At 44.9% G+C, this 20,029-nt stretch carries 12 protein-coding genes; all 12 read left to right on the top strand.

From position 1 onward, the window contains the following. The first annotated feature begins 73 nt into the window (after positions 1-73). The 12 genes from AC1VYS_RS25880 (at position 74) to AC1VYS_RS25825 (ending at position 20,014) form a co-directional block, all read left to right on the top strand. Positions 74-3,664 carry an S-layer homology domain-containing protein gene (locus AC1VYS_RS25880; RefSeq protein ID WP_482934431.1) on the top strand — a complete coding sequence of 1,197 codons (3,591 nt, stop codon included), beginning with the start codon at positions 74-76 and terminating at the stop codon, positions 3,662-3,664. 132 nt (positions 3,665-3,796) lie between these two features. Further along, entirely contained in the window at positions 3,797-6,472 is a 2,676-nt protein-coding gene (locus AC1VYS_RS25875) for a hypothetical protein (protein WP_482912005.1), read from the top strand. 139 nt (positions 6,473-6,611) lie between these two features. Further along, entirely contained in the window at positions 6,612-7,217 is a 606-nt protein-coding gene (locus AC1VYS_RS25870; protein WP_482912004.1) for a hypothetical protein, read from the top strand. Between the two features lie 147 nt (positions 7,218-7,364). Continuing rightward, the gene (locus tag AC1VYS_RS25865) at positions 7,365-7,640 is read left to right on the top strand and encodes an alpha/beta-type small acid-soluble spore protein (protein WP_482912003.1); all 276 of its coding nucleotides are present in this window, start codon (positions 7,365-7,367) and stop codon (positions 7,638-7,640) included. A 254-nt stretch (positions 7,641-7,894) separates the two neighbouring features. Continuing rightward, complete coding sequence (metK, locus tag AC1VYS_RS25860) at positions 7,895-9,097, top strand: methionine adenosyltransferase (protein WP_482912002.1); 1,203 nt, start codon at positions 7,895-7,897, stop codon at positions 9,095-9,097. A gap of 97 nt (positions 9,098-9,194) precedes the next feature. Beyond that, a complete protein-coding gene (locus AC1VYS_RS25855; protein ID WP_482912001.1) occupies positions 9,195-9,401 on the top strand; it encodes a hypothetical protein in 207 nt (68 codons plus the stop codon). A 277-nt stretch (positions 9,402-9,678) separates the two neighbouring features. Beyond that, on the top strand, positions 9,679-13,482 hold the full coding sequence (locus tag AC1VYS_RS25850; RefSeq protein WP_482915128.1) for an Ig-like domain-containing protein: 3,804 nt from the start codon (positions 9,679-9,681) through the stop codon (positions 13,480-13,482). Between the two features lie 465 nt (positions 13,483-13,947). Further along, positions 13,948-16,671 carry a stalk domain-containing protein gene (locus AC1VYS_RS25845; RefSeq protein ID WP_482912000.1) on the top strand — a complete coding sequence of 908 codons (2,724 nt, stop codon included), beginning with the start codon at positions 13,948-13,950 and terminating at the stop codon, positions 16,669-16,671. 47 nt (positions 16,672-16,718) lie between these two features. Beyond that, positions 16,719-17,879, top strand: coding sequence for a sensor histidine kinase (locus tag AC1VYS_RS25840; protein ID WP_090922925.1), 1,161 nt, complete (start codon positions 16,719-16,721; stop codon positions 17,877-17,879). A gap of 4 nt (positions 17,880-17,883) precedes the next feature. Further along, positions 17,884-18,606, top strand: coding sequence for a response regulator transcription factor (locus AC1VYS_RS25835; protein ID WP_063567747.1), 723 nt, complete (start codon positions 17,884-17,886; stop codon positions 18,604-18,606). Between the two features lie 234 nt (positions 18,607-18,840). After that, on the top strand, positions 18,841-19,233 hold the full coding sequence (locus AC1VYS_RS25830; protein WP_482911999.1) for a hypothetical protein: 393 nt from the start codon (positions 18,841-18,843) through the stop codon (positions 19,231-19,233). Between the two features lie 415 nt (positions 19,234-19,648). Then, positions 19,649-20,014, top strand: coding sequence for a hypothetical protein (locus tag AC1VYS_RS25825; RefSeq protein ID WP_482911998.1), 366 nt, complete (start codon positions 19,649-19,651; stop codon positions 20,012-20,014). The last annotated feature ends 15 nt before the right edge of the window (positions 20,015-20,029 follow it).

Here is a 20,029-nt window from a genome sequence, read left to right as displayed (position 1 = left end):
TCAGAACTCTGGAAAGGGGGTGCAACAATATATGAGGAACACGAGCGACCCTATTAAAGAAAATTCAAATGTTATGAACACCCAAGGAGGAGAAAAAAAGGTTATGAAGAAAATTTTATCCGTAGCATTGTCTACAGCAATGGCATTCTCAATGTTTGCTTCTGTAGCATTTGGTGATACAGCAGTTTCCCCGCAACAACAGTTTGATGCATTGAAAGCAAAAGGTATCTTCGAAGGCTTCCCAGATGGTACTGCTGGTTTGAACCAAGAGATGACTCGCGGTCAATTCGCGAAAGTTATCACTAAATTGCTCGGCCTGAAAGAAGTAACTGGCCAACTGTCTTACAAAGACAAAAACTACACAGCTAAAAACTGGGCTGTTCCTTACATCGAAGCAGTAACTGCTGCAGGTATCATGGAAGGTACAGACAAAGAAAAACAATTGTTCAGCTTCAACGGTAAAGTGACAATCGCTGAAATGGCGACTATCCTTACTCGTGCACTGGACCTCGAAATCCCAGCTGAAACTAACAACAGTGCTCCAGCATGGGCTAAAGGTTATGTTCAAGCAGCAATCAACGCTGGTCTGGTAGACGCTAACGCTAACTTCAGCGCTAACGCTTCCCGTCAATTGCTTGTTGGTGCAGCTTATGCAGTTGATCAAGCTCAAAACCTGAAAGTTGCTTCTTACGAAGTAAGCGAAGGCGGTAAAGTCGTTACTTTCAAAATCAGCGATGGCGAATCCGTTAAAGTAACTTTGGAAAAAGCTCTTGAAGCTAACAAAGAAACTGAAGTGAAATTCACTTACAAAGAAAAACAATTCACTGAAAAAGTTACTTACAAAGTAGAAGCAGCAACTAAAGTACAATCCGCTTCTTCCGTTAACTTGAAAGAAGTAGACGTTGCTTTTGACGGTAAAGTAGACAAAGCTACTGCAACTGACAAAAACAACTACAATGTAGATAACAACTCACGTAAAGTTAAATCCGCAACTTTGTTGGAGGATGGTAAAACAGTACGTCTCTTGTTGGATACAACTTCTGCAGGTGCGTTTACACAAGGAACTACTTACAAAGTAGTTGTTAAAAACGTAAAATCTTCTACAGGTACTGTATTGCCACAAGGTGAAGTTTCCTTCTCATCTGCTGACAACACTTTGCCTACAGTAACAGAAGTTAAAGCTTTGGGAACTAAAGCGATCAAAGTTACTTTCTCTGAGCCAGTTAAAGCACCAACAAGCAGCAACTTCCAATTGGATGACAAAGCATATGTTGGTTCGGTAACTCTGGGCGCTAACGAGCGTGAAGTAATCCTGCGTGATTTCACTGGCACAATCTCTGAAGGTGCTCACAAGTTGACTACATCTTTGGTTGAAGATTACGCTGGTCTGAAATCTTTGGCAGCAACTACTGACTTCACTGTAGCGGTTGATACTGAAGGTCCTAAAGTGACTGAAATTTCCGCTACTTTGGAAAAAGTAACTGTTACTTTCGACGAAGAAATTGATCCGAATTCTGTAACAAACGACAGCTTCTACTGGAAAAATGGAGACAGCAAAAAGACTGGTAAAGTAACTCAATTGTCTTCAAACGTATTTGAAGTAGTATTTGATTCAGGTAACCGTCTTCCAGGTTATGAGTCCACTTTGTTCGTAGAAGTGAAAGACTACTCCGGTAATGCTAATGCTACTAAAGAACATAAAGTAACTGCTTCAGTTGATCTTGTTCAACCTAAAGTAGTTGAAGCGACTTATGGATCTAAGTATGCAGAGAAATTGACTGTTCGTTTTGACAAACCAGTAGATGCTAATGACATCAAATACTACTCTGTTAAAAAAGATGGTAATAATGTTCCAGTGAAAGCTGTTGAGCCAGTTGGAAATGACAACAAAGAATTCAATGTAGTATTCTTCAGCAAGTTGTCTGGTACGTACAATCTGAAAGTTTCTGATGTGAAAGATAGAACAGCTCTTTCTAACACAATGGTTACTTACGAGGGTACTTTCTTGGCTAGTGATAGCGCAGCTCCAAGACTTACAGGTTACGGAGTAGATGTTAAAGGTGGATCTGATCGTAAAATCGCTCTGACATTTGACAGAGAAGTTGATCTTACAGCTCTGAACAACCGTGCTAATTACTATATCTCTTTCCAAAAAAATAATTCTACTCAAGTACAAAACATCTCTCTTCCAAGCGATGCTACTGTAAATGTAGTAGATAGCGGTAAATCCGTTGTAGTTATTCTTCCACAATACATTGAAGGAACTGAAGTTACTTTCAACGGTGGTTCTGTAAAAGGACTTAAAATTGCTGGATTGAAGTCTAAGACAGGTCAAGCAACTGATTGGGTTGAAGCTGATAACTTGAATGAAGTTGCGTTGACAGCTAACACTGCAACTATTAAAGATGCTAGAACAATCGAAGTTGAGTTCAACAAAGCTATTGCTAATGCTTCTGCTGGTGACTTCATCGTATCTGGAACAGTAATCAATTCTGTATCCGTTAGCGGAAACAAAGTAACTTTGAAAACTAATTCCGATGTTACAGCTTCTAACAAAGTTAGCACTGTAAGCAATAATGGTATCCAAACTTATGCAGGAAACAAAATTGGTTCTGTAGAAGTTACTCCAAACGGCAATGTTGCACCAAAAGTTGATGAAAGTGGAGCAGGTTTTAACTCAAACAAACAATTGTATCAACAAGACAGAACAGTTAAAATTCCATTCACAACTACTTTGGAACAAACTAATGCTAATGGTGTAGCAGGTAACCTTACTGTAAGACGCGCTGATAAAGAAGATGACAAAATTTTATCAGCTGCTAACAATGACTATAGTGCAAAGATTTCTGCAGATGGTAAATCTGTTGAAGTAACATTTGCAGATGTGAACAACGATAACAATCCTTATATCGTTAAAGTGAACAAAAATGCAACATTTATTCACTTGTTAGGTGACGCTAGCAAATTTGCAAGCGAATCTTCTGAGTACAGAACAACTGCTAATGTATCTACACCTACTGGTGTGAAAACATCTGCAACTACTACTGTTGATGGAACTGTTGCATACCAAGGTGAAGCACAAGTACTTGAAGTTCAAGTGATTGGTGTCCCAGCTAATGGTAACTTGCAATTGGCTTTCAATGATGGCGTGACTGCTATTTCTAAAACTGTTCCTGTTTTGGCTACTCAAAGTTTGGATACAGTAACAGATAACATTGTAACGGCTATTGGTACTGATTTGAATGCAGATTACACTATTGCAACTGATAACAATGTTATTACTTTGACTTCTAATGCTGTGGGAGCTAAAGCAACTAGTATCCTGTTGAACGGCGCTGGAGTTAAAGGCGAAGTTAAAACTGTAATTGAAGGTAAAGACCAAGTTACAGCTAAAGGCCAAGAAGTTACGCTTAAAGTTACTCATGGTGCTTCTGCTGCTGGTACTAACACAATCACTTTCAATGATGGTACAACAAGCAAAACATTTACAATTACGGTAAATGGCACTGAAGATGCTGCTCAAGTAGCTACATTGATCAGAAATGCTATGACTGGAAAATTGCCAGGTTACACTGTTGCTGCTGGTACAACTGCTGATGTTGTAATCACTGCAAATACTCCTGCTCCTAACAAAAACATCTCCATCACAACTTCTGCTTACTAATAGCAGTTAGTTAAGAAAAAAGCTTACCCTAATGGGTAAGCTTTTTTTCTTTTATACAACAACATCGTAACTTTCTTTCTCTCTCAAACGTTTATACTATAAAGCAACAAGCAACTTATGGGAGGTTTGGAAGTGGATCATAAAAAGGTCATAACGACTTTGTTATCAAGTGTGTTGTTGATTAGTTCGAGTGGGGGAACTATTGGGGCTGCGGCAAGTCCGGCGAATACGGGCAAAACGGCTTCCAGTAATGTAAATAATTCGGCAGCGAACAAGAAGTCGGCTGCTGCCAATAAAGTCGTACATACCTTGGCAAATGTGCCTGCGGTGAAGGTCACGGCTCGCAGTACAGTGAGCTTGACGGATGTGAATATTCTGTCCCAGAATGACGGGAATACCGTGACGTATACCCTGACGTATAAGAACAATGACAGTAAACCGATGATGATGCTGGATTACTGGAGTAAAGTAAAAACCAGCGGAGGCACAAGCTTCTCGCCTAAGCTGATTGCCAAAGATCAGGAGAAGAAGTCTGTATCCCCTGGATCTACGGTGGATCTGACTTATGTTATGAAGGTTGGACGTGAAGTGAAGCTGAGTGATCTGAACTTCCTGATTGTAAAATGGGACTTCAGCAAGCCGAACTATGAAAGCACAGTCGGGAAATTTGTTGTTCCTGCTTCGTACAGTATCACGACACCCGTAGGCAAAACGAAGACCGTTCGTCTTAGTGACTCAGCTGTTAAAGTGAAGGTTTCCGGTATCAAAGTGTACCCGGGTGAGAATAAGAAACAGTATGTTAAAGTTGGCGTGAATCTGAGTAACATCAGCTATAAACTGTTGGACAATCCTAATGTGAAATGGATTTTACGTGCACCAGGCGGTACGAATTATCCGTTAACTTTGGACAAGGATAGCACAGGCATCAGCATTCAGGCACAAGCGAACAAAACGTTAAGTTTAATGGCTTCTATACCGACGGCAGTCAAGCTGGAGAAGTCGGAGCTGTTGCTTGTGGAAGAGCAGGGGGAAGAGAAGACTGCTCTGCCTGTAGCTGCATTACAGCTTCCTGAAGCAAGTCAAACCAATGTGAATACGGAAGCGAATCAGCCTAACCTGATTTCGATTGATGGACAGACAGTATCGACTCTTCTGGAATCTGCTCGTATACGTGGAGAAGATGAGGAATACGATCTGACGATGCAATGGGTGTTGAAGAATCAAGGTAAGAAAGAAGTGAAAATACCGAAATATGCATTGGAGATTCGTACGGAAGATGGTACTTCCTATCCAATCGAAACTAAGGCACTGGACGATCTGAAGTTAAAACCAGGATCAACCAAGACGATTAAGCTGACCTCTACCATCCAGGGAGATGGTGATACAAGCAAAATCAAATTTGTAGTGATGACTCCGTCCTCCAAGGATGAGAGCAAAGAAGGAACGAGCACGAGTACAGGTGCTACGGGGTTTGAATTCTCCTATCCTGTAGGCATCTATACCATTCCTGAATCGGTCACGAGCGGGGACGGCCTTACTACAGAGACGGTGATCAAAAACAGCAAAGGAACCTTTGGGGTGTCGGTAGGTTCTTTGCAGCGTCTTCCATGGACCGATAGTGATATCATTGCGGCCAAGGTGACGATCCGTAACGCTTCGGCGAAGACGGTGCAATTACCGGAGCTGGGTGCAATGTTTACGATTGATTCGGCTCGCATCGACGGGGATACCAAACTGATTCAAGCCCAAGGCGGGAAACTGCTGGGTCCAGGTATGGTAACGGAGGCATATCTCCTGACGAAGATTCCATCAGAGCTTAACATGCAACGTCTGGAGCTGACTTTGCTGGAAAAAGTAGGGGAACAAGAGACAAACGATTGGATTACGCTCACTACCTCTGGATTAATTCAGCCGCTGGCTTATGTGTCTTCAGGTAAATTCTTCACGCAAGGTACATCGGAGAAAGAAACCGAGCTTGGCGTACGTAGAACTTATGTGTACCCGGGCGCGTCTTCGGATATCGTATATACCGAGTTCGAGATGACCAATAAATCGCTGAGACAGAACGGTCTGGGCAAACTGGTGGGTTACTATAAAACAGCTGATGGTATGTATTACAAAGCACAAGCGAAGCAGGCAAACCGTATTCCAGGACCGGGTCAGAAGAGTATTGTAACGTTCTGGGCGAAAGTGCCGAAGAGCGTCAAAACATTATCTGATATGCGTCTGATCGTGGGTGAAGGGGTCGCGGATAACAAATTCGTCACAGGCGATGGCGATGCTACGGCTTATGTGAATGCCACTTCCTTCGAAATTCAGCCGAAATCATTGCCGGTACTGTCATCATTAAACGATATCGATCTGTATCCGTTCAAATTCTCAGGCGCCAACATTAGAGGTTTCCTGACAGGCGGTACTGCGGTTTCATTTGAAATGATCTACTCCCTAACTCAGGAAGAGGCGGTAGATAGCGGCGAGAGTGCACACAAATACATCCTGTCCGTAACGGACGGTTCGGGTAAAGTATTTGACAAGGAGCTTGGATTAGGCACGGATCTGAAAACAGGTATTAACCAGACGTTTACCTGGAGTATTGATGACAGGGTGTTTGATAAAATCCGTGGTGGTTCATATCGTGTTGCACTTTATGATGTATTTGAAGGGCAGCGTATCCGCTTGGCGGAACAAGGATACAGCTACGACACATCCAAGTTGCCAAAAGAAGAGCCAATTGAATTCCCGGAAGAGGGTTCAAACAACAATAACAATGGTAACAATAACAACAACAATTCTAACTCTAATCGATAGTTCATATCATCATCTCCAACAGTTTTTACAGCTACAGACCTCGCTTCCCTATGCAGGGGAGCGAGGTTTTGCTTGTCCCATCGCACTTTTTTCTCTATAGTTAAAGTTAATAGATTACCAGAGGAGGAACAAATTACAGATGAAACCATATATGAAAGTATCTCTGGCCGCGCTGACGATTGGTGTTGGGGTATGGGTAGGGTCGGTATATAACGGTACAGCCATCGGTGCAGGCACTATTCAGCCAGGAACCGCAGATGACCCGGTGGTAACGAAGAGTTACGTTGATCAGCAGATTCAACAAGCTTTGGGTGGGAAACTTCCGGCTAATAATGGGACCAGCAATGGAACAAGCGGCAACACTGGAACCAATCCAACCACATCCACTGGCAACAATGAATCTGCAGGAACGGGCAACACAAACGGATCGAGCACAGATCCGGGACTGCCGCCCCTGGTATCGGGTGCAACTGATGCCGTGGAGATTGTAACCGTGAAGCCGGGTCAACAGCTGCTCGGTAAATCCGGCGCGGAGTTCATTGTACGTAGCGGTAAAGCCGTGATCGTCAGTGAGGGTATCAATGGTGTAGCCGATCTGACGGACGGGGTAGACCTGACGAACGGTCAGGCGGCGCCGACCAATCACTTGCTTTCTTTTCCAAAGGACGGACGTGGCATTACGGTTCTGGATGGTAACAAATACAGCCTGACGGTTATGGTACGCGGTGGATATACGTTGAAATAGGTTGTGCAGTTTGGTACGGAATTATTCTCTTTCATTCGTGGTTTATTGCTCAGATTAACCAGTTCTAACAATCATTAATACGGCTAGCCGGGCATGTTCCTGCTCACTCTATACCTGTAGACAACAACATATGGAGGTGTAGGAACAATGGCTAGAAGTAATAAGAAGGTTGTACCGGAAAGTCGTCAGATGCTCGATCAGATGAAGTATGAAATTGCTGCCGAGTTTGGTTTGAATGTAGGATATGGCGGCCGCGGAAGTCTGGCAGGTGCAGATACCGAATTCGGCGGGGAGCTTGGTGCGATTAGTGATCATTCATACGGGCAGTATAAAGGGTGGGGACATCTCACATCCCGGGAGAATGGATCGGTTGGTGGAGAGATCACCAAACGCTTGATTCGTCAGGCAGAACTGCATCTCTAGAACTCATACATTACGTGTCCTTAATTGACACCACTTGACAAATACGATAAGATGACATTTGAGGTATGCAACCTTTTCCACTAGGGAAAGGTTGATTTTTTGTTAAGGCAATTACCTGAAAAATCCTTGTCTTCGTGAATGCGGATCAGTGTCCTTATTCTACTGTAAAGCGCCTTCGAGGGTATAGTGAACGAATCGCCGTTATGTTTTGTTCGGGCAATCGCCATACTATAGTTATGGGAGGTTGAAACTTCATGTCTATTAAAGGCCGACATCTTTTTACATCGGAGTCTGTAACTGAAGGACATCCGGATAAAATTTGCGATCAAATCTCGGACGCCGTGTTGGACGCATTTCTGGCGAATGATCCAAATGCTCGTGTAGCGTGCGAAGTCTCGGTAGCAACAGGTCTTGTGCTTGTTATTGGCGAGATCAGCTCTGCATCTGAATATGTAGACATTCCGGCTATCGTACGGAATACAGTAAAAGAAATTGGCTACACTCGTGCCAAGTACGGTTTCGATTATAATACATGTGCGGTACTGACGTCACTCAACGAACAGTCCGCTGATATTGCACAAGGTGTCAATGCAGCACTGGAGCATCGTGATCCAGAGCAAATGGCACGTGAAACGGAAAACATTGGTGCAGGTGACCAAGGTCTGATGTTTGGTTTTGCAACCAACGAAACACCAGAACTAATGCCGCTGCCAATCGCCTTGTCTCACCGTATTGCACGCCGCCTGGCGGAAGTGCGCAAGAACGGTACGCTCGAATATTTGCGTCCAGATGGTAAAACACAAGTGACGATTGAATACGACGGTGACAAGCCGGTACGTGTGGATACCATTGTCGTGTCTACGCAGCATGCGGAAGAAACGACTCTGGAGCAAATCCAGAAAGATATCAAAGAGCAAGTAATCCTGCCTGTTGTTCCAGCCGAATTGCTGGACGAGCAGACGAAATATTTTATCAACCCGACTGGACGTTTCGTTATTGGCGGACCTCAGGGGGATGCAGGCCTGACTGGACGTAAAATCATTGTTGATACATATGGTGGTTATGCACGTCATGGCGGTGGTGCGTTCTCGGGTAAAGATCCGACAAAAGTAGACCGTTCGGCAGCTTATGCCGCTCGTTATGTAGCGAAGAACCTGGTTGCTGCGGGTCTGGCCGACAAAGTGGAAATCCAGCTTGCTTATGCCATTGGTGTAGCTAATCCGGTATCCATCAACGTGGACACATATGGAACAGGTAAAGTTAGCGAAGAGAAGCTAGTTGAGCTGGTGCGTAACAACTTCGACCTTCGTCCAGCTGGCATCATTCGTATGTTGGATCTGCGTCGTCCGATCTACAGACAAACGGCTGCTTACGGTCACTTTGGCCGTACAGATCTCGATGTTCCTTGGGAACAAGTGGACAAAGCAGAACTGTTGAAAACACAAGCCGGCCTGTAATACGTTTCGGGCAAACAAAAAGCCCTTGATTCTATATAGAAATCAAGGGCTTTTGTGTTTACTTTTTCTGTAGCTCAGAGAGGATGTGTGATCATAAATGAAGCGATTCTTTTCGCTCAGATCTATTTCGCTGTGGATTCTGCCTCTTGTACTTGTTATTTTATATACCTTTTTCCGTTATGGCACTTTAAAGCTCAGTATTATTTCCTGGTTTAATCCATTTGAAGGGGCATATCTGGTGTATATCGGTTGGTTTCTTGTTGGATTAATGATCGATATTTCGTTATATGTAAAGCGTAAATAACTTGGAGAATATAATGGATCATATGGATGCCTTCATATGCTGTTAATCTTTGACTTATGAAGTCTCGGATAACAATGCAATGAGGGCTTTTTTTATTCTGATAGTATTCTTCACCAAGACCAGAAGTAGAAGATATTCATGCATTTACGAACTCAAAATATTTTATGGTAAATACCCCCAAATAACTAACAGTTATTCCTTTTGTAACCGAAATACATAAAGAGGTCTGTATATCAGACATATGAAGTCATGGGAATAAGGAGGAACGTCAGTGAATATGAGAAAAATGGCTCAAAAGAGCATGTTGGGATTATTAATTGTACTATTAACTGCTCAAGGCTGGCTTACCGGCTGGAATGGCGCTGAGTCGCGCTCTTATGCCGCTAACGAACTTGCTGCGGGTATTAAAGATACGATACCAGCAGCCAAAGCAACGAATGTAGATACCTCTGCTCCGCTTATCATTGATTTTGATAGACCGGTGAAGAAGGCAGATACTGCGAATAATATGATTTTGGTGAAACGTCTGGATGACGATTCGGAGGTTGATTTCATCCTCTCAACCGGTGGCCAAGTAACCATTGATCCGCAGCAACCTATTACCGATCCTCCTACACCGGATGCTGGAGCTGGCGCAGATTCGTCAGTCAGCGGGTATCGTGTAAGCATTACACTTTCCAAACCGCTTCCAGGCGCTACATATTACGTTGAGATTAATAATAAAACATTGGTTTATGCAGATGATAATACACCTTTTGCAGGCTTGACCAAGAAGGAATGGACATTCAGTACACAAGGTATTGGATCTGCTGCGCTAGTTAGCAGGGTTCCTGATAATGCAACGATTATGACTCCGTTGACCGATATCGTGATGACGTTTGACAGACCTGTAACGGCTGGCAGAGGCACAATGACCATCTATCAGGGCCGGGTTGGCGGTACGATCTTTGAACAAATTCCGGTTAATGCTGGAGCACCTCGGATCACAGGTTTAGGGACAAACACCATAAAGATCGATCCAGACAAAGATTGGAATAATAATACTACATACTATATCGTTATGCCCGAAGGATATCTGCAGGATGCCAATAAAAACGATATTAGCGGCATCAGTGGTAATGTGTGGGGATTTAACATTATTTCTGATCCAACTGCGCTAACGGCTGCCACACTATTACCTACAAATGGGGCTACAAACGTACCTTTATCTGGAAGTTTAAGTGTGACCTTTAATAAGGAATTGGATACAAGGTATTTTATAGCTCCTGTTCTCAAGAAATCCAATGGAGCGATTGTTTCAACGAGAACCGTGTTCAATAGCTCTAACAGCAGACAATTGATTATTACGCCTACAAGCGAGCTGGAGGGCAACACCACTTATGTGGTAGACCTGCCTGCCAATGCATACCGGGATCGAGCGGGCAACATCTTTACAGGACTGAATGGTTCGACATCATGGACATTCAAAACACTGAGCAAAGATACAACTGCACCAGCCCTGAAAAGTGCCAGTATGCATAGCAATAATACAATTCGTTTGACATATGACAAGTGGTTATCCAACATTAACCCCTTCAGCAGCGCATATGCTGTAACGGTGAATGGTGAGAAACGTAATATCAGTCAGACGTACACCTCGGGTGACAGTGTATATGTTGTCCTGGATACGGGTGTAGCAGCAGGACAGCTTGTTCGAATTGCATACACACCGGGAACGAGCAACCGGGTTACGGATCAGTCCAACAATGCGGCTGCGTCGTTTGGCGCACGTGACGTAGATAATGGGCTAGACTCCGTGATGTCGAAACCGCGGGAAGGAAGCGCGTATTACAGCACGATTACCCTGTATTATCCTGAAACGGTATACGTCACTTCAAGTGATGCCGCAAGACAGTTTAGTGTAACCGCTGATCAGATCGCTGTTGGAGTGAATAGCATCTCTGTAAATAACAGCTCTAGCGTAACTCTTAATCTGAGCCGATCGATTACGGATGGCGAGGTTGTTCGTGTCACATATACTCCGGGTTCTTGGCCTGTAAAAGATAGCCGTGGTCAGACACTTGCCGGATTCACCGGGTTCTATGTCCGCAATTCGATTGACACCAAGCCGCCTGAGTTCAGAAGCGCAGAAGTGAGTGGCAATACATTATGGATGCGGTACAATGAGCCGTTGAAACCGGAAAATAAACCACAGAACAGCCAGTACTCGGTACTTGTTGACGGTAAGCCTGTTTTTGTAAATAGTTCAGAGATCGAAGATGATCTCGTTACACTGACTCTTGCTTCGCCGGTTAAAGATACACAGAACGTATCGTTATCCTATGTGCCTGGATCAATGCGGTTAACCGATCTAAACAATAACCCTGCAGGGTATATTAATCTGACTCCTGTCAGTTATACCTATGGCAATGACAAAATTGTGGCGGCTGTCATTCAGGGCGATACGATCCAGATTCAATTCCGTGAGGCGATTCAGCCGGAGACTGCTTTAACGTTAGCTCAATTCAGCGTATTTCTGAACAATGGCAGTTCCAAGTTGTTGTCAGCATCTGCTTCTGGATCTGTAGTAACGTTGAAACTGGAGCTTTCCTCGAACACAGGTACGGACAATCTTTCAGGTACGATTAGTTACAGGCCTGGAGCTGTACCCCTGCGAGATGCGTCCAATACAACGGTGCCGGCTTTTGGGCCGCTGACACTACAGCAGAGCAGCAGCAACTTGCCTGCAACGAATCAGACAGGAGGACGTCCGGTTTGGATGAATGAACTGGATGCATCCAGTTACGGACAGTCCCTGCTTGTTATGAATAACAGCACAGCCTCTTCGGTTTCCGCGATGTCGCACTACAATCGTACGACTCGTCAATTTAATGTAGATGCGGCGAAGTTAAGCCAGGCTTTCGAATATGCATCTGCATCCGGCAAGCTGAGCCAGCCTGTTGTGTTTGAGGTTCCGGATAGCGAGTACTCTGCGTATGTTGGATTTCCAATCACGACACTTACCCAACTTGCCGGGAATTACCGCAATGGTACGGTTGGAGTGAAATATGGTGACCGTCTCTGGACAGTAGCGCTGTCCAATCTGGATTTGGCAGGAATGAGCCGCAGCGTGGGTACGATTGCAGCTTCATCGGTCTTGATGCCAATTAACGAGAGCAGTTCATCCAAGACGGTGTTACCTTCTTTGTACGTTCAACTAGAAACTATGCCACTATCGGATTCGGGTACGATGGAAAGTTTGATCGCTGGGGCAGGTGCACAGAAGCTCGCCAACTACACAGATGTACATGTGTTTGCAAGTAAAGGTGCTGGAGAACAACAGATGGAGCAGCAACTTAAAAGTGGGTTATCCATGCAAGTAGCAGCTAATACACCAACCCTGACTTCAAGCATGGCTGCTCTGGATATGACAACGTTCCAGCTGTCCTATGTACCAAGTTCTTTCAAAAGCACACCAGGCGGAGTCGTTATTCAAGCCAAGCTGAATGGTAACCAGGCAGTTGTGCCGATCAATCGCGCGGTCAGTTATCCAGACACTTCGTCACATTGGGCAAGCGAGGTGATCAAGGAATTATCTGCTAAATGGATTATCAGCACGCCTAACGGTAACTATTATCGTCCCAATGAGAACATCTCCCGTGCAGAGTTTGCCGAACTGGTAGCGAGAGGACTCGGATTAAAGGGAGAAGCTAGTGCAGTCAGTCGTTTCCGGGATGTTCGGGGCGGCAACATCACAAGTGCTTATATTGGTGCTGCAGCAGAGGCCGGAATCATTATGGGGAATACGGACGGCACGTTTAAGCCGGATCATCCGATTACCCGTGAACAGATGGCGATTATGATGACTCGGGCCATGAATTACGGGGGGAAAACACTATCACTGCAATCCTCGGCGAATTCAACACTGTCCAAGTTCAAAGACAACAAAAAAATCCAATCCAAAGATTCCGTTGCCAAAGCGGTACAAGCAGGTATTATTCAAGGAATGACAAGTAATACGTTTGCACCTCAAGGCAATGCAAGTCGCGCGCAAGCAGCGGTAATGCTCAAACGGGTTCTGGATCAACTGGGTTATCTATAAGTGGAGGGCACTTCAAGAAAGTAAATTTCTTGAAGTGTCTTTTTTTGTGGATGGAAGACGAATCTCAAACTATATAAGTTGAACTATTCTTTTACACAATAACGGAGAGGACAGAAAAAACCTGAAAAAGCGGAGCTAAAAGCTTTCTGAAAGAAAGCTAGCATCGGAAGCATACGCTTCGCCTTTATCACCGGATTTTCCCCCTTGGAAAAGGGAATCCAAAAAATCTGGGGATAACCGCTACTCTCCAGGTTATTCTGTCATCGGAGTTGGCCGTGTAAAATCTTTAATTCAACTTATATAGTAGCCAATTTATACCTTATTCTTGGCTTGGGGCGTAACTTTTTCTACAAAAAACAGTCTATTAATAGAAGGGTATGCTAGAGATCGCTCTATGTACTGCCAACCGGCAGGATCTGTGCGATATCTAAGATTGATATACAAGATGGGAGAGACGTTTCGAACATGCTGGGGAAACATGGGAAACAGCTGGAAGACGTTAAGCACAGCAAGGCTAAGAAATGGGCAATTGTAACACTGGCAGGTGTGATTTGGATTGCACCTGTAATGAGTGCAGGTGGACAGATGTGGTCAGGGACTTCCTGGCAATCCGTAGCCGCAGCAGCATCGACGAATACGAGCAAGCTCGGGGAAGAGATTTTGACTTCGGGTGCGAAGCTCATGAAATACAGATATACGACAACACGTTCAGGTTCAAAAGTGAATGTGCTTGCCGATGTGATTCAGGTAGATTTGCAAAATCCGTACGTGAAGTTAGATGTAATGACAGGTAAAGGCAGCAAATTAAACAGCAAACAGAGCACGGGTGGCATGGCGAAGGAAAACGGCGCAGTGGCTGCGGTGAACGGAGATTATTTTAACGTATCCGGGGAAATGTCACCGATTGGCGGCCAGGTATCTGACGGGGTATTGGTGTCTACGCCTTCGGAACTGAAGGGCATGTATGCCCTCACGGTAACCAAAGATGGCAAGCCGATGATTGATGAATATTCATTTGACGGCACAGTAAAGGCGCAGGATGGTTCAACATTCGCTCTGCGTGGGATAAATAAGGAGGACTATACGGTTGAAACGGGAGCGGGTACATACAGCCATGTGAACTCCATGTATATTTATACACCTGCATGGACGTCGACCAAACGTCCGAATGATCCTTCCACCACACCGACGGAGGTGCTCGTTCAGAATGGTGTCATCACGCAAATTTCGGATAAAAAGGCTTTAAATATGACCGTACCGCCGGACGGGTATATCCTCCGTGCACATGGTACAGCGGCAACATGGGTCATGAGTCACCTGTCTGTTGGACAGACACTGGGAGCAGATTACAAGCTGGTTGCCAAAACGACAGGACAGTCTGTTGACCCGAATAATCTGGACATGATGATTGGCGGTCATACGATTCTGGTGAACGGAGGTCAGGCTGCTTCCTTCTCGCGGAATATCGCTTCTTCCGGCATAGGGGGTGTCCGTGCCAGAACGGCGGTAGGATATTCTCAGGATGGACGATACGTGTATATTATTGCAGCCGAGAAAAACGGCAACAGCAGCGGCATGTCCTTGACCGAATTGCAGTCGTTCATGACGAGCATCGGGGTATGGAAAGGTATGAATCTGGATGGCGGCGGATCAACAACGATGGTTACACGTCCGCTAGGTGAACAGTCAGCCAGTCTGACATTTAATACCGAGTATGGTACCGAGCAGCGTCAAGTTGTGAATACACTTGGTGTATTCTCCACAGCACCTGAAGGCAAGCTGAAAGGTTTTGCGGTAAGCGGCAGCCAGACGTTGCTTGCAGGTCAGGAAGGCAAGTACTCTGCAAAAGGCTATGACACGTACTACAACCCGATCTCGACAGGTAATATTCCGTTGACCTGGAAATCCAGCAATAACGGAATTGTCAGCGTCAGCAACGGAACGGTCAAAGGTGTGAAGCCGGGTACAGCAACATTGACGGCTACTAGCAGTGGAGCTTCATCTTCGATCAAAGTCACGGTACTGGGCGGTAGTGAGCTGGCTTCTCTGACTGCCGGATCTGGCCTTGGATCACTCCAAGCGGGAACGACTGTTTCTATTCCGGTGACGGCTACAACGAAGAGCGGGCAAAGCGTGACTGTACCAGCCGATTCTCTGACATGGGAATTCATCGGGTTCAAAGGGAAAGTGGCAGGTGACCAGTTGACGGTATCCTCTGTGAATGACGGAGCACAGGTGGGTTATGCGATCGGCCGTTATGATGGTTACAGCACCGTTGTTGTACTCTCTGCAGCAGCGAGCGAAACCATCTGGGAGAATTTCGAAAACACGAACTATCCGATTAACTTCACCACAAATGCAGCAGGTGTAACCGGATCAGCCGCAGTCGTAGCAGGAACGGGTGACAAGGCTGGTTCCAAGGTGTTGCAACTCAGTTACGATATGACAGGCGGAACCGGCAAAATGTACGCCTACGCTCAATTGAACGGTACAACAGGTAGAGACGTATCTGCAACTGCAACTTCGATGTCGATGGATGTGATGGGCGACAAGAGCCTGAACTGGCTGCGTGCGGAATTTACAGATGCCAAAGGTAAAACGGTATATGCTGATCTCGCCAAAGCCATCGACTGGAACGGCTGGAAAAAGGTAAATGTAGACCTGAACGGGCTAAATATGGCTTATCCGGCAAAACTGAAGCGTGTATACGTCGTTAACGTGGAAGAGGGTCAGGATGAGCGCGCGATGACAGGAACGGTTGCGTTCGACAACATTGCGTTCACTATGCCTTCCAAATCCAGCGAAGTTGGATTGCCTGTCGGCACAGCTTCACTGGTACTTGGACAGAAGTCTATGACAGTAAACGGGACAACAAAGTCCATTGATGCAGCACCGGTCATTAAAAATGGAACAACGTATGTGCCGATCAAACACGTACTGGATGCCTTTGGCGGACAGGCGAACTGGGATAGCAAAAATCAGCGGATCACTGTCATTCGCGGAAGTAAGCTGATCGATCTGGTGGTAGGTCAGAAAGAATTTGTTCTCAATGGCAAAAGACAGAGCGCAACAGTTGCACCTTACGTAAGTGGAGGTAGGACTTTAGTCCCTCTTAGACTCGTATCCGAGCAACTTGGGCTGACTGTAAAATGGGAACAGAACACGAAGACCGTTACCATCTCATCGTGATATGGTATGATATATACCGGAAACGATAGAAATGGAGTCGAACAAACGTGGATTTACAAGCCGATGCCATAGACCGCGTCATAAAAAACGCCATACAAGTCATGGAAAACAGCAAATATCAAATGTTTGAAATTATGGACTCCACTCGTGACGAGCTGAAGACGCTCAACGAGGAGCTCAAGTCAGTGTTGAAGGAAACGGCGGAAACGATCGAGAAAGTAGATCAATTGGAGCTGAATTACCGCCGTTCCCGGATTCGGCTTACAGAAGTGAGCCGTGACTTTGTCCGCTATTCGGAGCATGATATCAAGCAGGCGTATGAAAAAGCGACACAGCTTCAGCTGGATCTGATGATTTATCGTGAGAAGGAAATGTATCTAAAGGCCCGTCGGGATGATCTGCAGAAGCGTGCCAAAAATGTGGAGGCTTCTGTGGAGCGTGCCGAGACCATTGGTTCGCAGATGGGCGTTGTGCTAGAATACTTGTCAGGAGAGCTGGGTCAAGTGACCCGGATTATCGAGTCTGCCAAGAATCGACAAATGATTGGATTGAAAATAATTTTGGCCCAGGAGGAAGAGCGGAAACGTATTGCCCGGGAGATTCATGATGGGCCTGCGCAGATGCTTGCCAATCTAGTGCTTAGGACGGAAATTGTAGAAAGAATGCTCATGAAGCAGGATTTTAAGATGGTCCAGGCCGAAATAGTAGATTTGAAAGGCCAGGTTCGTTCCAGTCTTGAAGAAATGAGAAAAGTTATATTCAATCTGCGTCCTATGGCACTGGATGATCTGGGATTGATTCCAACGCTTCGGAAGTATGTGCAGGATTTTGAAGTAAAAACAAAAATCCGGTCGCTTTTTGAAACAAGAGGCAAGGAACATCGTCTCTCATCTGCAATGGAGGCTGCAATCTATCGTCTCGTGCAGGAAGGTCTGTCTAATGCTGCCAAGCATGCTTATCCCACATATGTTGTCGTAGAAATTACATACCAGGCTCAGCTCGTCAAAATTGTCGTACAGGACAATGGGCTTGGGTTCAAACCGGAGCTTCTTGCCAAGAAAAGCAAGGATCACAACCACTTCGGTCTGATCGGGATGAGAGAACGGGTTGAACTGTTAGAAGGAAGAATAGAGATTGAATCCGCAGAGAATCAGGGAACCAAAATAGTCATTCATATCCCGACAAACGTGGATAAGGGAAAGGAGTAGCAGGATGGAAAACCGTGATACTGGAAAAACATCAATTAAAGTCCTTTTGGCTGATGATCATCAGCTGTTCCGAGAGGGCTTGAAACGCATTTTAAATATGGAGGACGACATTGAGGTCATCGGCGAATGTGGCGATGGTATTCAGGTGCTCGAATTCTGTAATCAGGATAAACCGGACATCGTACTGATGGACATTAACATGCCTGTGGAAAACGGCGTTGAAGCTACCGAGAAACTGCGCGAGCTGTTCCCGGATGTAAAGGTTATTATTTTGTCCATCCATGACGATGAAAGTTATGTATTCGAAACACTCCGTAAGGGTGCAAACGGATATTTGCTGAAGGATATGGAAGCAGAATCTCTAATCAATGCGATTCGTTCCGTTCATGAAGGGCATGCATTCATTCATCCCAAAGTTACGGGCAAGCTGATTATGCAACTTCGTCGCATGACGTATCTTAACGAAACAGGTGCAATGAGCGAAGGCGCTTCGAAGGAAGCAGGCGTTAAATTTGTGGCTGGAGACAATAATCCGCTGACACGTCGTGAAGCTGAGGTATTGCGTTTGATGGCTGAGGGTAAGAGCAACAAGATGATTGGTGAATTTCTGTTCATCAGTGAGAAAACAGTCAAAAACCATGTCAGCAGCATTCTGCAGAAGATGGAAGTTGACGACCGCACACAGGCTGTTATTAACTCCATCAAATATGGTTGGGTTACGCTCTAATTGTATAATGGTTAGTCAGCTATTTCACTCGCGCCCTTTCCAGTACTGGATTGGTTTGCGGGTTGATGGACTTTATCACTGCACATGAACAAAGTTTGAGGGTGTGCTGAACATCTGTTCAAGCGAGCACTGACGGGTTGTTGGCTGTAACCCTTCGGAATACGCAGCATATACTGCGGTATACAGGGATGTTCGCCATGGGTGAACATGACCTTCCGAGGAGGTGCAGTTGCCATGGTTGCTCATTTGACTATGATTCTGCTTATATACTTCCTGGCGGCAATGGCCGTTCATGTGATGCACCAGCGCCATACTTCCCGCCCGGAGTCCGAAGGCTTCGAGCAGATTCTGCTCATTCCTTCCAATCAGGCAGGACGGATTGAAGGTATTATTCGAGCACTTTGCCTGGAATTATTATATCGTGGGAAGAGCTTCTCCCTAACGGTGGTCGCCGAGCCTAAAGAAGCGGAAACGATCACAATTATCGAGAAGATGATGCAAAGGCAAGGCATGGAGCTGTCTTATCTACCCGCTGTGCCAGCAGACCTTGAACATGCCGGGCAGACGAAGGATAGCTATCGCCTCATTGATCTGCGTAATTCCGGTGATGAAGCTGGAAGCAGCTAATACTCACATTTTACATGATGCAGACGTTAATATGCCGATTCAAGTTGAGAAAGATTACAGCGTGATGCTGTAGTCTTTTTTTTGTAATTGTAGCCAAGTCTGCCTTTAAATTGAATATGGGTTTTATTGCAATCTATGGTTAAAGACTGGATTTATCACTTCAGATGACGCCTGAAGAAGCTCTTTGAAGTCAGAAATCTTAACTTAAAAGTATAGACTAAGAAAACTGGAAAAAGTTGCGCATATTCGTTGGGGAAATTCCAAATGTTTAAACGAGTGAATGCATGATGTTAAGGTGTATTGACGAGCAGGAAAATGAACCATATACTTACTTTATATGGATTGTCAGATTGCTTGCGTTTGATTTCTTGAAGAAGTATTCATTTGGAAGATGATTTAGGAAGGAAAAGAGTCTATGAATCAAGTACATATTCGAAGGTTACTACTGTTTGTGTTTTTGGCGTTTTCAGTGCCTTTAAGTATGGATAGAGTAGTAGCTGAAGGAATCGGGCGCGGTGAGATTGAGAGGCAGAATGCTTTAGAAGATGGTCATAGTACGAATGGAATTATTAAATGTAGTGTTAATGATCATAAGGGTCATGTTATAAATGTGGATGGTATTGATTCTTATGATGTAGTAGGGGAGATTCCTGATGTATACGGTACTTCACTGGAAACAACGTTTACTTTTGAAGTAAATGGACAGGTATTACAGCCAGGAGAATCTATTTATATTCAATCCAGCACCAATGAGTTACCGAAAGTATGGGTTGGAAAATAAGAAAAATGTGATATG

This window comes from Paenibacillus sp. G34, from assembly GCF_056856875.1.
The sequence above is the reverse complement of the archived record's forward strand: the minus strand, read 5'-3'. Positions and strand labels throughout refer to the sequence as shown.

What these genes read in the sequence shown, in the direction of transcription:
- AC1VYS_RS25880 (WP_482934431.1), top strand. Translation starts at nt 74, where the DNA reads ATGAACACCCAAGGAGGAGAAAAAAAGGTTATGAAGAAAATTTTATCC.
- AC1VYS_RS25870 (WP_482912004.1), top strand. Translation starts at nt 6,612, where the DNA reads ATGAAACCATATATGAAAGTATCTCTGGCCGCGCTGACGATTGGTGTT.
- AC1VYS_RS25865 (WP_482912003.1), top strand. Translation starts at nt 7,365, where the DNA reads ATGGCTAGAAGTAATAAGAAGGTTGTACCGGAAAGTCGTCAGATGCTC.
- metK (WP_482912002.1), top strand. Translation starts at nt 7,895, where the DNA reads ATGTCTATTAAAGGCCGACATCTTTTTACATCGGAGTCTGTAACTGAA.
- AC1VYS_RS25855 (WP_482912001.1), top strand. Translation starts at nt 9,195, where the DNA reads ATGAAGCGATTCTTTTCGCTCAGATCTATTTCGCTGTGGATTCTGCCT.
- AC1VYS_RS25850 (WP_482915128.1), top strand. Translation starts at nt 9,679, where the DNA reads ATGAGAAAAATGGCTCAAAAGAGCATGTTGGGATTATTAATTGTACTA.
- AC1VYS_RS25845 (WP_482912000.1), top strand. Translation starts at nt 13,948, where the DNA reads ATGCTGGGGAAACATGGGAAACAGCTGGAAGACGTTAAGCACAGCAAG.
- AC1VYS_RS25835 (WP_063567747.1), top strand. Translation starts at nt 17,884, where the DNA reads ATGGAAAACCGTGATACTGGAAAAACATCAATTAAAGTCCTTTTGGCT.
- AC1VYS_RS25830 (WP_482911999.1), top strand. Translation starts at nt 18,841, where the DNA reads ATGGTTGCTCATTTGACTATGATTCTGCTTATATACTTCCTGGCGGCA.
- AC1VYS_RS25825 (WP_482911998.1), top strand. Translation starts at nt 19,649, where the DNA reads ATGAATCAAGTACATATTCGAAGGTTACTACTGTTTGTGTTTTTGGCG.